This is a genomic window from Leptothoe sp. EHU-05/26/07-4 (genome assembly GCF_043421015.1).
Taxonomy (GTDB): Bacteria; Cyanobacteriota; Cyanobacteriia; order Phormidesmidales; family Phormidesmidaceae; genus Leptothoe; species Leptothoe turfae.
Genome location: NZ_JAXSQV010000007.1, coordinates 517,192 through 531,616, shown reverse-complemented (window position 1 = coordinate 531,616; position 14,425 = coordinate 517,192). Strand labels below are relative to the sequence as shown.

At 43.4% G+C, this 14,425-nt stretch carries 12 protein-coding genes and 1 pseudogene; 11 read left to right on the top strand and 2 right to left on the bottom strand.

All coding sequences use genetic code 11. The features are described 5' to 3' along the window. Positions 1-36: 36 nt before the first annotated feature. Positions 37-1,281 carry a class I SAM-dependent methyltransferase gene (locus tag U2F10_RS26810; RefSeq protein WP_163660922.1) on the top strand — a complete coding sequence of 415 codons (1,245 nt, stop codon included), beginning with the start codon at positions 37-39 and terminating at the stop codon, positions 1,279-1,281. Between the two features lie 28 nt (positions 1,282-1,309). On the opposite strand, the gene U2F10_RS26805 is transcribed toward U2F10_RS26810, so the two are convergent. Together U2F10_RS26805 and U2F10_RS26800 are read right to left on the bottom strand one after the other, a co-directional pair. Continuing rightward, positions 1,310-3,250, bottom strand: coding sequence for an EAL domain-containing protein (locus tag U2F10_RS26805; protein WP_499874518.1), 1,941 nt, complete (start codon positions 3,248-3,250; stop codon positions 1,310-1,312). Continuing rightward, a complete protein-coding gene (locus tag U2F10_RS26800; RefSeq protein ID WP_499873785.1) occupies positions 3,222-6,110 on the bottom strand; it encodes a PAS domain S-box protein in 2,889 nt (962 codons plus the stop codon). The genes U2F10_RS26805 and U2F10_RS26800 overlap by 29 nt, the downstream gene beginning before the upstream one ends. A 235-nt stretch (positions 6,111-6,345) precedes the next feature. Between U2F10_RS26800 and U2F10_RS26795 the strand changes: the two genes are divergently transcribed. From U2F10_RS26795 to U2F10_RS26750, 10 genes and pseudogenes are all read left to right on the top strand, one after another. Then, positions 6,346-6,615, top strand: coding sequence for a hypothetical protein (locus tag U2F10_RS26795; RefSeq protein WP_163697391.1), 270 nt, complete (start codon positions 6,346-6,348; stop codon positions 6,613-6,615). A 91-nt stretch (positions 6,616-6,706) separates the two neighbouring features. Then, positions 6,707-6,877, top strand: a complete 171-nt coding sequence (locus tag U2F10_RS26790; protein ID WP_163697393.1) for a hypothetical protein — start codon at positions 6,707-6,709, stop codon at positions 6,875-6,877. A gap of 145 nt (positions 6,878-7,022) precedes the next feature. Continuing rightward, on the top strand, positions 7,023-8,096 hold the full coding sequence (locus tag U2F10_RS26785) for a Rieske 2Fe-2S domain-containing protein (RefSeq protein ID WP_163660930.1): 1,074 nt from the start codon (positions 7,023-7,025) through the stop codon (positions 8,094-8,096). A gap of 50 nt (positions 8,097-8,146) precedes the next feature. After that, positions 8,147-8,905, top strand: a complete 759-nt coding sequence (locus U2F10_RS26780; protein ID WP_499873783.1) for a hypothetical protein — start codon at positions 8,147-8,149, stop codon at positions 8,903-8,905. Between the two features lie 60 nt (positions 8,906-8,965). Further along, on the top strand, positions 8,966-9,382 hold the full coding sequence (locus U2F10_RS26775; protein ID WP_499873782.1) for a XisH family protein: 417 nt from the start codon (positions 8,966-8,968) through the stop codon (positions 9,380-9,382). Then, positions 9,370-9,705 (top strand): XisI protein, encoded by a 336-nt coding sequence (locus U2F10_RS26770; RefSeq protein WP_499873781.1) that lies wholly within the window; start codon positions 9,370-9,372, stop codon positions 9,703-9,705. The genes U2F10_RS26775 and U2F10_RS26770 overlap by 13 nt, the downstream gene beginning before the upstream one ends. A gap of 101 nt (positions 9,706-9,806) precedes the next feature. Continuing rightward, positions 9,807-12,815, top strand: coding sequence for a P-loop NTPase fold protein (locus tag U2F10_RS26765; RefSeq protein ID WP_499873779.1), 3,009 nt, complete (start codon positions 9,807-9,809; stop codon positions 12,813-12,815). A gap of 248 nt (positions 12,816-13,063) precedes the next feature. Next, positions 13,064-13,288, top strand: a complete 225-nt coding sequence (locus U2F10_RS26760; protein WP_499873778.1) for a DUF433 domain-containing protein — start codon at positions 13,064-13,066, stop codon at positions 13,286-13,288. Next, positions 13,285-13,615 (top strand): annotated as a pseudogene (locus tag U2F10_RS26755) (DUF5615 family PIN-like protein). The gene U2F10_RS26760 and the pseudogene U2F10_RS26755 overlap by 4 nt, the downstream one beginning before the upstream one ends. A gap of 248 nt (positions 13,616-13,863) precedes the next feature. Continuing rightward, positions 13,864-14,235, top strand: a complete 372-nt coding sequence (locus U2F10_RS26750; RefSeq protein ID WP_163660940.1) for a nucleotidyltransferase family protein — start codon at positions 13,864-13,866, stop codon at positions 14,233-14,235. The last annotated feature ends 190 nt before the right edge of the window (positions 14,236-14,425 follow it).

Sequence of the window (14,425 nt, the reverse complement as noted above, 5' to 3'; positions counted from 1 at the left end):
TTTGATACGCTGGGATTGATCTACTAAGCCCCAGCCATGGAAAATTTACCGACCGCTGAACGCTATCTCTATGAGCTATTCAGCTTTATTAGCGATGGCTACTTGACCGTCACCAACCCCAGCGGTCAGATATTTAACTTTGGCTCCCCAGACACTCAGCCCCATGTGCACCTACAAATTCACGACCAACGCACCTATGCGAGCATCATTACCTTTGCTTCGCTGGGGTTTGGGGAAGCCTATATGGACGGCTGGTGGGATGAAGCTAACGACCAGCTGACAGAGCTAATCAGTATGCTCTATCGCAACCGAGTCTACTCCAAGGCCAGCCAAAAGCTAACCATTCCCCTGGCGCTGCAAATCATTTCTCAACGGCTGAAAACAGTACCACTACTGCTCAAAAATAGTCGTAAAAATGTCCAGTACCATTACGACCTCGGCAATGACTTTTATCAGCTGTTTTTAGACTCTACCCTCACCTACTCCTGCGGCTATCAGGTTACCCCTGAGGACAGTCTAGAAACCATGCAAAACCAAAAGTATGAAATCATCTGCCGCAAACTTGCCCTTAAACCGGGAGAGACTCTAGTAGACATTGGCTGTGGGTGGGGCGGCATGCTGATTTATGCCGCTGAGCACTATGGCATCACCGGCACTGGCGTTACCCTCAGTGACGAACAGGCTGCCTTAGCAAAAAAACGGATTGCCGACAAAGGTCTAGAAGACAAAATCAAAATAGAAATTAGAGATTATCGAGAAACAGAAGGGCAGTACGACAAATTTGTCAGCATCGGCATGTTTGAGCATGTGGGCAAAGGCAATTTCTCCACCTTTATGGAAAAAGCTAGAGCCCTGCTGAAACCCCACGGGGTTGGCATGCTCCACACCATTACTACCGAGAGTTCTGAACGTAACGGCCCCTGGATCGACAAATATATTTTCCCTGGTGGCTATGCTCCCCAGCTATCCGAAATTTGTCGAGATTTGCGGGCAGCAAAACTAACCGTAGCCCACTGCGAGAATCTAAAACCCCATTATGCAGAAACCTTTAGACGCTGGGGCAAAAACTTTACCGCGAACCGCGAACTAATTTCTTCCCTCTCACCTAACTATGATGAGAGATTTCTACGGATGTGGTATCTCTATCTGCAATCCTTCGAAGCCTCCTTCAGAGATGGCAGTATGCACATTTATCAGGTCTTGTTCTATGGTGACAAGCAATGGCGGCTCAATGTCCCCTTACCCGGTTTCTTGCCAGAAAAAATGCAACAAGCCTCGTAAGTTCCACTGTGCTCATCTAATTTGGTGCCTAAAACACCCACATCCTGGGTACTCCGGTCGAGCTATTGAGGATAGTTTCAACATCATGGGCTGTGAGTGGCTGTGAGAATAGATATCCTTGGCCCAAATCACAGCCCAGTTTTTGCAACTGTTGAAGGTGATGAGGGGTTTCGATGCCTTCTGCCACAACGGTCAACCCCAACTGCTTACCTAGAGCAAGGATAGTGCTAATTACCTGATAGTTACGATTTTTCAAATGCATATTGCCAACAAACAAACGATCAATTTTTAAACTATGAATGGGCAATCGATGGAGATAACTTAGGGATGAATAGCCAGTGCCAAAATCATCAATACTGATTTGGATGTTTCTAGATGCCAGTTGTGACAACAAGTCAATGGTTTGATCAATATCAATATCCTCAATCAACATGCTTTCAGTTATTTCTAAAATCATCAAATCTCCCGTTAAGCTCATCACGCTCAGAATATCGTCAATATCCTGAAGTAACGTACTTCTGTGTAAGTCCTGAACAGAGAGATTAATACTGATTTTTAGAGGAAAATGATTGGGAAACTGTTGCTTCCACACCATCAGCTGTTCACACGTCTGGTTGATCACCCAGCTATCCAAACCAGTGACTAAGTTTGTCTCCTCGGCCATAGGGATAAATTCGCTGGGAGAGAGAAGACCACGGTCTGGATATTGCCAGCGAATCAATGCTTCAAATCCAGTGAGCTGACTATCCTTTAAGCTAACAATGGGTTGGTAGTGAATCACAAATTCCTGCTGAGTAATCGCCTTCCGAAAATCGGTTTCTAAGGTGAGGCGACTCATGGCCTCTAAGTACATGGCTGCATCAAAGAATTTATAGGAATTATGAGTCTCTGACTTAGCGCGATACATAGCGATATCAGCATCTCGAATGAGATTAGCGGCTTCCTGATAATCTTCACTGCCAATGGCAATGCCGATGCTGGTGCTGGTAAATATCTTATGCTCATCAATCAGAATCGGCGTTTGGCAGTCCGCCAAAATCCGCTCTACCACTTGGACAATATCCTCAACAGTATCCACATCTTCCAGCAAGATCACAAACTCATCCCCACCGAGCCGAGCAACCATATCTGTACTGCGGAGATGTTGTTTTAGTCGTTTTGACACTTCAATGAGTAATTTATCGCCCACTAAATGCCCCAAACTATCATTGACAACTTTAAATCTATCTAAATCGAGAAAGAGCACAGCATAGTGAGACGTTTGATGGCGTCTCGATCGTTGTAAGGCAAGCTCAATACGGTCTAACAATAATCGTCGATTGGGCAAACCCGTCAATGGATCATGGAGGGCATTATGGGTAATTTGTTCTTGTGCCTGTTTGAGATCACTGATATCACGACAAACACAGATCACCAATCCATTATTCATTAAGGTTAAAGAAACCCCTTGAGGAAACTGGGAGCCATCTTTGCGAGTTGCAATGGCTTCTCCTTGCCAGGCGCGATCGCATTCTAATGTGGGAAAAATGTCTTGTTCAAATCGTCGTACCTCTTCTGAAGAATATAGGAGTTGCCACGACTGTCCTAACAGTTCGTCGGGATGCGTGTACCCAAAGAGGTTGAGATGAGCTGGATTGACATAGGTGTAGACATCGTTTTGCAAAATACTAATGCCTTCAATAGCAGCCTCAATGGCCGCCAATTGCTGTTTAATCAATGCCTTTGCGACCTTATGATCGGTAACATCCTGAAACGTACCTAATACACCAATAGTCTCTCCATCCAGATTGTGCAAAGGGTGCTTATTTGTTTCAATCCAAATTGACTGACCATCAGCTTTACGTTGAGTCTCCATAATGCCAAGCTTAGCGGTATTGGATTCTATTACCTGACGATCGTCAGCTCGATACGCTGCCGCTTCTGCCAATGTCCAAGGGAGATCATAATCCGTTTTCCCCTGAATATCCACCAAGGAGTTTAGGCCTGCATTCTTTTAAAAAATTACGATTACCACCTAAATAAACAGAATTACGATCCTTCCAAAAGATGTGCAGTGGAAAAGTATCCAAAACAGTTTGGAGAAATTGCTCTCGCTCTAAAAGTTCAGCTGTCCGTTCAGCCACTTTGATTTCTAAGGCCTGATTAAGTTGCTCCAATGCCGTATTAGCCCGTTGTCGCTCTAATTCAGCCGCAGCCCGCGCAGCGAAAATCTGTAGAATTTGGGTGGCCCGCTGGACGTCTTGCAATGGCTGTTGGTGAAAGATGCATAGAATTCCAGTCACCTCTCTTTTCGTATCCCGTAGAGCAATTCCCACATAGCTCTCTGCAGCCATTTCACGCAACGCTAAATAGTCAGGAAACTGCTGCTGAATAGATTGTTCACAACAAAAGATGCCCGCTTGCACTACCTGCTCGCAGGGGGTCTTCACTAAGGGGTACACATCATTCGGCTGCAGTTCTCCCTCCGTCCAAACGGCCAGGCTATGAAGTTGACGGCCTCTGCACTCCGTGATCAACACATGGGTGATATCTAAGGCCTCAGCAATATGCCTGGCCAATGCAGGGAAAAAGTCTTGACCCACTGCAGCAGTTCCTAAAATCAAATTCTGTAGCTGTGACTCAGCTCGTTTGCGATCGCTAATATCCGTATCCACAACCGTGACATACCAATAGTCTCCTGCCTCATTCCACTGCACGAAGCAATTGGCCAAAATCCAACAGATGGAACTATCCTTACGATTGAATCGATATTCCATATGATGGGTGGATGTGCTGCGCGTACTGAGAATTGACTGCAGCGTAGGTAGCACTTCCATTTCCCAATCATCCTGATGAATTCGTGCTTGCCATAACCCAGCATCTGGAAAAAGCTCATCAGCGGTATAGCCAAAATTTTGTTCGCAATGAGGGGAAATATAATCGTATTGAATTGAGGCATCTGGATAAAAGCGAAAGCGGGTAATACCTGCGATCGCCGTATCTAAAACCTCACTCAGTTGTTTTTGGGAGTTTTTTAGCTCTAACTCTAATTGTTTGCGAGCTGTAATGTCCTGATAGGTTCCCAATACCCCAACCACCTCACCTGCCAGATTATGTAGCGGCAATTTATTCGTTTCCGCCCAAAGCCGTCTACCATCTGCCTTAACCAAGGTTTCGATAATTCCCAGCTTGGCCGTATTAGACACCATGACTTGCAGATCGTCAGCTCGATAGCCTGTCGCTTCGGTCCGAGGCCAAGGTATCTCGAAATCCGTTTTACCAATGATGTCAGCAACAGAGTCTAAGCCAGCATTTGAGAGATAGTTACGATTACACCCCAGATACACACTGTTGAGATCCTTCCAAAAAACTGAGAGCGGGAACGTATCTAATACAGTCTGTAAGAATTGCTCCCGCTCCTGTAATTCAGCAGTGCGTTCTGCCACTTTATCTTCAAGGGCTTGGTTAAGCTGTTCCAGGGATGAGATTGCTCGCTGACGTTCTAGTTCAGCTGTCGCCCGAGCCGCAAACGACTGCAGAATGGCTTCGGCCCGTTGGGGCGATTGAATTGGTTGAGTATCAAGAATACATAGATCGCCTATGACATTCCCTTGGGCATCATGTAGAGCAATACCTAAATAGCTTTCTGCCCCCATCTCAGCCAAATCTAAATCATCCGGGAAAGACTGCTGTAGCAAAACTTCACAATAAAAGCGTCCCGCCCGTAGCGTCAGTTCGCAAGGAGTCTTTGCTGGATGATAAGAAGTCGGTGTATGCAGCTCACCATGGCCCCAAAACGCTAAGGCATGTAGCTCTTCCCCAACTAACTCAGTGATAATGGCGTAGGCCACACCCAGGGCTGAGGCAATATGACGAACCAACGCTGGGAAAAAGTCCTGTCCCGTGGTTGCAGCAGTGCCTTCAATTAGATTTTGCAGCTGTCGTTCAGCCTGTTTGCGATCGCTAATATCGCGAATCATAAACAGAACTTCATTATCACCACTTTGAATCACCCTAACCTCTTCATCCCGTATCTGATCACCTAGCTGTATCTGTTGTTCATAGGTTTGAAGTACGCCTGTACGTAACGCTTCTTTCAAATAAAAAAGCTGTTGCGTCGCCACCTCCGCCGGAAGCATCTCGATCATCGATAGCCCAACAGGATTCACATCCTCAGGAAATAACGTAATATCTTTTTGATGCGTCACAATTTCGCGATAGACACCCTGAGCATCTACACAAAAAAGATAATCTGGAATAGCTGACAGAATTGCTCGATTTTTCACTGCACTTTGATTCAATACCGATTCAGGGACATGGAGCAAAGTAGATTGTCTGGAACCACTATCCTGTAGCCCGTTTTCTTGACAATCATCCTCTCGCTGATCTGGTAGATTGAAGTCTTGTTGCCATTGTTCAGCCTGTTTTAAAGCTAACAACCTTTGTAACGTTAATTGGGTGACGACTCCCGCCAGATACCCCTGCCCATTTAGAAGTAGTAAATGCCGGCTATTATGTCGCTGAAGTAAATCCAAAGCAAGATCTGCGTCAGTAAAGTCGGACTCACCCAGGGTCAGTGCAGCAGAAACTATGACGTCCGCTATGGTCAAATCATCGAGGGCTAGTTGCCGAGCAGTCAGGCGCACCACATCTCGCTCCGTCAGTATGCCAACCACAGAGCCTGCCTCTACAATGACAACGCAGCTGGCTCGCTCACCATAGCTATCCTGTGCACCAGCCATCTGGTCAACAGCAGTCATAACCAACGTCTCCGAGGAAACCACTAAAGGATCCCGAATAATCGCAGAGTCTAGATCCAGTGACCCAGAGCCGATGACACGAGTGACCATAAATTTTCAAAAAAGAATAACTGTAACGAAACAACAGCAGCGACGTATTAAAGACAGCTGTCTCAAAGCACACATCTACGGACTAGTGTCAAAGAATAGTATCGTTATGTCAATTTTGCCTGGGTTTTAAGCGTCTTCTCATAGGTACAAGGTAACATCCTCCTAACGTTGGAACTGAGTTTAGCTTAACCTCAAACTCTTCACACTGTAATTGTGGGGATAATTTTGTCTTGCCATGAATCCTTTCGCAGTTAGTTTTGTTGAATTTCTGATTAAAGCGGTCCAAGTCTACTTTACCGCCGGCTTAATTTTCGCTGTTATTTTCTCCTTATTTGGTGTACAGCGTACCGACTCCGGAGCACAAGGATTTGCCCCATTCTTCCGGCTACTGATTATTCCAGGGGTCAGTATTTTTTGGCCCCTCTTTGCCCTACGTTTAGTGGGTGGAAAACAACATCCCATAGAGCAAACGGCACACCGACAGGCTGCGAAATTCACTCAGTAATTCATTTAGCGACTTATAAGAAAATACGGAGGTTTATGTGATTATTTCACGTCGAAAAATCCATTTATTCTCATCAATAGCTCTGGCAATTATGATGCCAATCATTTTCATTGCAGGGCTCCTATTTCGCCCTACCTACGCGACGGTCACCCCGGACACCGATCAATTACTCAGCCATACAAAAGAGCAAAAAATTGTTGTTCAGCCTTCAAAAAAGACTGGATCTGACCAAAATCCCATTGCTGCATTTTTAGAGCAGTAGGCAACAGGTATATGCTCTAACTGCTGATTTTTAAGCTTCAGTGTTGTGTGTACAGTACCCCGTGCTTACACCCGCCACCTATGTACCCAACCTTGCAATCTGACACACCGTTAACCGCACATTTAAGCAGTGATTTCGTCTTGCCATGAGTGTTTCCTATAAATCAATACAGTGGAACCGACAGAAGCTAATCTATGACGCTATCTTGTTAGGCACTGTTGGTCTATATGTTTATATCTTTCTCACTGTCGCCCATCATACAGGTACAAGCTTAGATACTAAAGGAATCCGGATTCGCGCCTATGGGTCTGCGGCATTTATTCTACTCAATGTCATCTTATCCATCGGCCCACTGACCCGATTAGACAAACGATTTTATCCTCTCTTGTTTAATCGACGCCACATGGGTGTCACCATGTTTTTTCTCGCGTTGATTCATGCCATTGGTCTCAATCTGCCAGTGCTGCCCTTCAAAGTTGATGGTGTGCTCACCTGGTATCACGATTTTGGCAACCTGGAGCCGCTGGTTAGTCTTTTTGTTAGCAATACTGAATATGGCGATTTTATTCGTTTTCCCTTTGAAACCCTTGGCGCTGTAGCCCTCGTTATTTTCTTTATTATGGCGGCCACCAGCCACGACTTCTGGCTCGTCAATCTAACAGCTCCCATTTGGAAGGCGCTACACATGGGGGTGTATTTGGCCTATGGTCTGGTGGTTAGCCATGTGATTTTAGGTCCTTTAGAAACAAATCAGCATCCCCTACTCACCCTTGGTGTAGGCATCAGTCTGGTGTGGATTGTTGGGTTACATTTATTCACGGCTTTAAGGGAAGCCAAACTAGATAAGCCGTTTACCGGTAGTACTAATGAAGCAGGGTTTGTGGATGTCGGCAGCCTTGATGAGATTCCAGAAAATCGAGCAAAAATTGTCACCTTAGCTGGGGAGCGAGTGGCCATCTTTAAATATGATGGCAAGCTCTCAGCTGTTTCTAATGTTTGCCAACATCAAAATGGTCCCTTAGGGGAAGGAAAAGTTGTCGATGGTTGTATTACTTGCCCCTGGCATGGCTATCAGTACTTACCGGCTGAGGGAGCATCACCACCGCCATTTACAGAAAAAATTCCCACCTTTGAGATCCGAGTCTTTGGCGATCGCATCTGGGTCGATCCCATCGCTAAACCACCCGGCACACATGTTGAGCCAGCGGTAATTGGTTAATTCCAATATTCTCTTTAGTTTCCCCTCAGTACAAAAGTTTGGATAATCCAATGGCTCAACGCGACGATTTTTATATTGGCTATGCGCCAGTGCCACCCAGCGTGCGACGGTTATTGTTGTGGTTTATACCGGTGTTGGTGTTATGCGTCTTAGGGTTAGCGATCATTGCCCCCCCCCTTCACTTTGATCAGGCTAATCCTGGGCAAGTCATCAACAAGTCTCAAGTATTCGAAGGTTTGTTGTTAGCAGAGCCGTCACCCCATCTGTTAGTTCCCAATTCTGAAGTACCAGATCAGCCGTTTAAGGTATATCCCTTATCAGGTCTTAGCAAAATGCTGCCCGGAGCAGCTGTGATGAAAAATGCAGGTAGCTGGGTCAAGTTAGAGGGTACGCTAGTCCGCCGTCCGCCCTATGAGATGGTGGCGGCCCGGTCGGCAGAAACCATAGATATCCCTGCTGGGGCAGCGAGAGTAGAGGAGCAAACAGTGTCGCTAGGGGAGTTTGCGATCGCAGGCGAAATCGTCGATGGCAAATGTTATCCCGGCATTATGAAACCAGGCCGTACTAAAACCCACCGAGCCTGTGCTATCCGTTGCATCAGTGGTGGCGTCCCCCCAGTCTTTCGTTCTGAAAACAGCAGCGGCCAGTCATTGTACTTTATGCTCTCAGATCTTAAAGGTGAAGCCGTCAATAGTCGCGTACTCAACATGGTCGCCGATCCAATTAAGATTACAGGCGAAGTCATACAGTATGGTGATTCTTTCATTTTAAAGGCGGATCCAGCTACATATGAGCGCTTGTCGGCATGAGTAGCATCTTTAGTAAGATTAGTACTATTAAACTCATACTAATTACGCTTAAGAAGCCTTATGGCTGCCAAAGATATCTTTCATGATGCCGTCAAGCATGCCCTAGAAAAGGATGGTTGGTATATTACTGACGATCCTTTATTTATTCGTTTTGGCGGCATCGACATGTACATTGATCTTGGTGCCGAACGCATTATCGCTGCTGAACGAAATAATCAGAAAATTGCCGTTGAAATCAAGAGCTTTGTAGGTCCTTCTGAAACGACTGAATTTAGTACAGCTTTAGGTCAGTTTCTGAAATATCAGCTTGCCCTAGAAGAGGATGAGCCAGAACGTAAACTTTACTTGGCTGTACCTCAAGATACCTATAGAACCTTCTTTGCATTAGAACTGACACGCCGTTTAGTGAAACGGTACAAAGTCAGCTTGATTGTCTATGATCCAGAGGAGGAGGTGATCGTGCAATGGCAACTGTAGAGGACTATCGACAAATAGTACAAAGGCTCTTAAAAAGTTATAGCGAAATTAAAGCTAGTAATGAAGAGGTAGACGCTGAAACGATTTTTGATCTTGCCCAAGACCGTTATCAGGTAGTCCATGTTGGTTGGTCTAATAAGCGCCGAATTTATGGGTGCGTCCTACATATAGATATTAAAGACGCAAAAATCTGGATTCAGCACGATGGTACTGAAGGTGGAATTGCCAATGAGCTTGTAGAGCATGGCATTCCAAAAAAAGATATTGTTCTTGGCTTTCAGTCACCCTTTAAGCGCCAGTTCAGCGGTTTTGCTGTCAGTTGATAAATATACAAGTTCGTATACTGTTACAATTCAAGGCTCTAATCAGAGATATGTGAAAACCTGCAAAATTCAATATTTTTCCTATAGTTAACTACGATTCCGTGACTCGTAGCACAAATATAATGGCAAAAAGGAAGAAACAGAAAATATTATCAAATCCCACAAGAGAACAAGCTGCAGCAACACTTGCAACGCTCAAAGTAAAGTATGGCAAGAAAGCAAAAGCTTTAGAAGAAGAAAATGAGGCTACTACCCGGCTCTTACTTATAGATGAAATTCTGCGTGCTTTAGGATGGGAGACAGATGATTTTAATCCCGAAAAGTCAGTTAGCAGAGTAGGTTTTACTGATTATCAAATAACTGCTGACGGAGTTAGTCATTTCATTGTTGAAGCTAAAAGGGTTGGATATACATTTGGCAACTCAAAGCGTGGATTACGCCGAACTGAATATCAGCTAAAGTCCATCAGATCATCCTTTGGGCACGCGGTTAGTGAGGTCATTAATCAAGCAGAAGAATATTGCAATGCTACAGGGATACCTTACGCTGTCATTACGAATGGAGGAGAATGGTTACTTATACAAGTAGTAACATTCAGCAAACAAGAACCTATTGAGAGTTTACGTTGTTTCTACTTTGGGAACCTATTAGATAACGTTTCGAACTTCGATTTATTTTGGGATATTCTAGCTAAAGAGAATGTTCGTAGCAATTCCCTAGAACAATACTTTTCAGATCTCAATTCTCTTCCTGAAGAATACTATAGAAGTCCAAATCAAGCTTTACCATATTCTAGTTGGCCCTGCAATCTTAATTCAGACGATTATCTGCAAGATTTCTATGATCGATTTTTTGATGAAATTATTGATCCTGGGAGACGAACTATGCTTGAAGCATGTTTTGTCTCTAATACAAGATTGGATCAGTACGAAGGAGATTTAAAGCGTATCTTAAAAGATACTGCCCCAGCCTATATTGATAATGCTACAGAACTGTCGCCTGAAGACTACCAAAAATTAATAGCTGACACTTCCGGTGATCAGAAAGGTCGTGTAATTTTAGTAACTGGCTCTGTGGGCTCTGGAAAATCTACACTGGTTACAAAAGTATTAATTGAAGCTCGACAAAACAAACAGATTATTTGTTTGACACTTGACTTGATTGATGAGGTTTCAGGTAGCCCTAAAAATTTCATCCAATGGCTCTGGACAGAAGTGAGTGAAAAATGGGGCCAGGAATTTGAAGAAGCACGGAGTTATGAAACACTTAAAGAAATCTTTGGCAGAGAACTTAAAAAGAAAAAAGCAAGCCTCAATCCTCAAATACTGGAGTCTAAGCCAGAATACTGGCTAGAAAAAGAAGCTGACCTCATAGAAGAATTAACCCAGTCGCCAGAAGCATTTCTATGCAGAAGCTGGAAATATTATTCAGGTCAACATAGGAAAAGTATTGTCGTTTTTTTAGACAATATTGATAGGGCTTCTGATGAATTCCAGAAACAAGTCTATGCTTTTGCCAACAAACTTGCCAGAATAACAGGTTCAACAGTAATTATTACGATGCGAGAGGTAACATACTTTCGAGCTCAAGATTCTGATTTTGCTGATGTCAGAGATCACACTGTTTTTCATTTGAAAGCTCCTGATTTAGTACAGGTTCTATCAAAAAGAGTTAAGTATGTAGAGAATCTCTTAGAATCCGGAGACCATCGACTGAAAATTTGGCGTAATCAACAAAATTGGAAGCATTTCCATCAAGCTTCTTTACAGAATGCCAAAATAATCAAGCAGACTTTTTTAGAGGAGAGCAACGCCAAACAAAACCTAAGCATTCTTGCTGCCTTAGCCTGGCATAACGTCCGATATTTTTTGAGATCTCTGAAAAAGACTCACACCTTACTTGGCAGTACTCAAAGTTGGTCTCCCAGCTTAATTATTGGGAGTTTGATGGTACCTACCAATCCCATTGAGCGCAAAGCATCACTTTCAAACTTATATTTACCAACATTTAAAGAGTATAAATGCTATTTCTTAAAAATCAGAATATTACTCCTTCTACTTCGTGCAAAGCCACAAACAGAAGCCCAGAGAGGTGTAAAAATTGAACATATTTTAAAGTTTACACGTATGTATAGCTATCAAGATAGATGGACACGAAAAGCTTTACAAGACATGGTTCAACAACGTCTTTTAGAATGCATTCAAGTCCCTACAGAAATGACCTATACCACAAATTATAAAATCAAAGACAACCACACATTTCGTGCTTCTCCACTATCAGCGATGCTCATTGAGAGCGCACAGTTCAACTATGTCTATCTTTGCTTACTTGGATATGATTTACCTTTCCATAGCTCATCCAGACTTGAAGATTTTATAGAAAGCATTCAAGACTTAGTTGAACTAGCGGAGGACTCGAATTTAACAGAAAGCATAGATTTACTAATCGGCACTGATTCTGGAAGAATTACAGCACGCTATTTGCTAGACAATCTTAAATTTGAATGTCCAATTAGCCAAAAGGCAAGTAGTCTACCTGAGGTTAGCATTGTTGAGGAGAAACTTGATGAAATCAAGATAGGCATTCTCAATATTACTGGTATTCCTATTCAAGATAATAAGCAAAATTCGATTCAAAACCAAAAAATAAAAGAACAACAAGTAAAAGGTCCAAATAAAAACTCTGAGGAGCAGCTATCTTTACTCACACCTAAAACAATATCTACGTCCAAAAAGCAAACAGTGAATCATGCTACGGCACTTAGAAGGTGCATACCTGTTCCAAAATCTATGTTTAAATTAAAAACATTACGAACAAGATTAGAACCTATGATTTTTTGGGCACTGTTAGAAATCAGAGCAAGGGGAGATAAACTAACCATAGCAGCCGAAGTTGAAAGAGTAATCAACCAATTTTTAACTGATGAATATAGCAAAGTAGAGCCCACTAATATCGCACGTAAGTTAAGAAGCTCTACGATGCAAAAAAAAGAGTGGCTAGTGACTGTGAAAATTGATGAGTACAGTAAGAAAAAACATTACGGCCTTTCTGAAAACTGGCGAAAACATTGGCTCAAATTGTTTGACGAGCCAGCACCAGAAGTTAACTAACATAATCTGAACTTAATCACATTCTAGGCGCGTTAGCATGAATTCTTCAATCAACTTTGGCTCAATAGATGTTTCAGGAAGGTGGACTAATGTAATGGCCTGTAAGTCTTACCCAAAGCATGATTCAGAGACCCTGCGCCTCCTATATTAAAAGCCTTACATGATAAGGCTTTCAAGCATTTCTTGATTCAGTCCTCCCAGAAACCCATATAGAGCCTGTAAGCCATACCAAGCCAACCACCCAAACCATGGAATATCACAACCTCATTACTACTGAACCAGGAAAACGGAGTGGTAAACCCTGTATTCGAGGTATGCGAATCACCGTATACGATATTCTAGAATATTTAGCAGGTGGTATGACCGAAACCGAGATTTTAGAAGACTTCTCAGAGTTGACTGTGGCAGACATTAAAGCCTGTCTGCAATTCGCCGCTGATCGTGAGAAAAAGCTATTTGTCGTAGCCCTATGAAATTACCGCTGGGCGAGAATTTATCCGATAGAATTTCATACAGCGATTGACTTGTATCCTGGTTCTATCCATGTCAAAATAGTGAACTTGATGCACACAGATGACGCCGCGATTTGGGAATATGCCAGGATTTATGATTTTGTCATTGTTTCCAAAGACTCTGACTTTCATCAACGTAGTCTGCTACATGGCCATCCTCCCAAGTTTATTTATCTTCGTATTGGTAACAGTCCAACATCCAAAATTGTTGAGATCTTGAGAGGACAGTTTGACGTAATCTCACAATTTGGTAGCAGTGAAACAGAGAGCATTCTTGTCCTGGGATAACCGGGTAAGAGGGCATTGCACACCCTACGATTACTTGGGTAATAAAGTATGCCCCCAGCAATGTAGGGACGTCGATAATTTGGCATCTTGAGAGCAATGGTGATTATTCACGCTAGAGTGCCCAAAGGTGGAGTGGCATTCTTGAAGACGGTACGTTACGCTTCGCTTACAGCACCCTACACTTCCTGGAAATCAGGATAATTGCTCAATGCTAAAATATAGTAGCAATCCTTTAGAGCTGATTACCGATGGCTAAAACGGCATTGGAGCTAAGCCCAGAAGAGTGGAAAAAATATTCATTACCCAAACGGGCTATTACACCAGAGCTACAGGCCCATTGGGACAAAGCATGGAAATTGATTCCCGAGTTAGCAAAGCTGCTCCGTCAAGACTTTGGAGCGAAGCAGATTCAGGTATTTGGCTCAGCCATTAAGATTGACTACTTCTCAGTAGAATCAGACATAGATTTGGCAGCTTGGGGTATTCCAGTTGATAAGTTTTTCAAGGCCATCTTAGCCGTTGATGAATATGATCCTGCTTTTCGGGTAGATTTGGTAGATCCTGTATTTTGTTCCGAACGATTACTAAAAAGAATTGAAGAACAGGGCATTGATGTATGAACGAGCGGTTTATCTACCTCTCCAACAGAATTATTGATGAGCTAAACAAGATAGACCTAGCTACGCAACGTGCTTTCAGCGCATGGCAAGACTTTCAAAACTCTGGAAACGAGTTCTTTTTAGATAGTTATGGTAGAGCCTGTATTCGGGCAAGTCCGTGCAGAGCTGATGGCATTTACTGGTTTCCTTA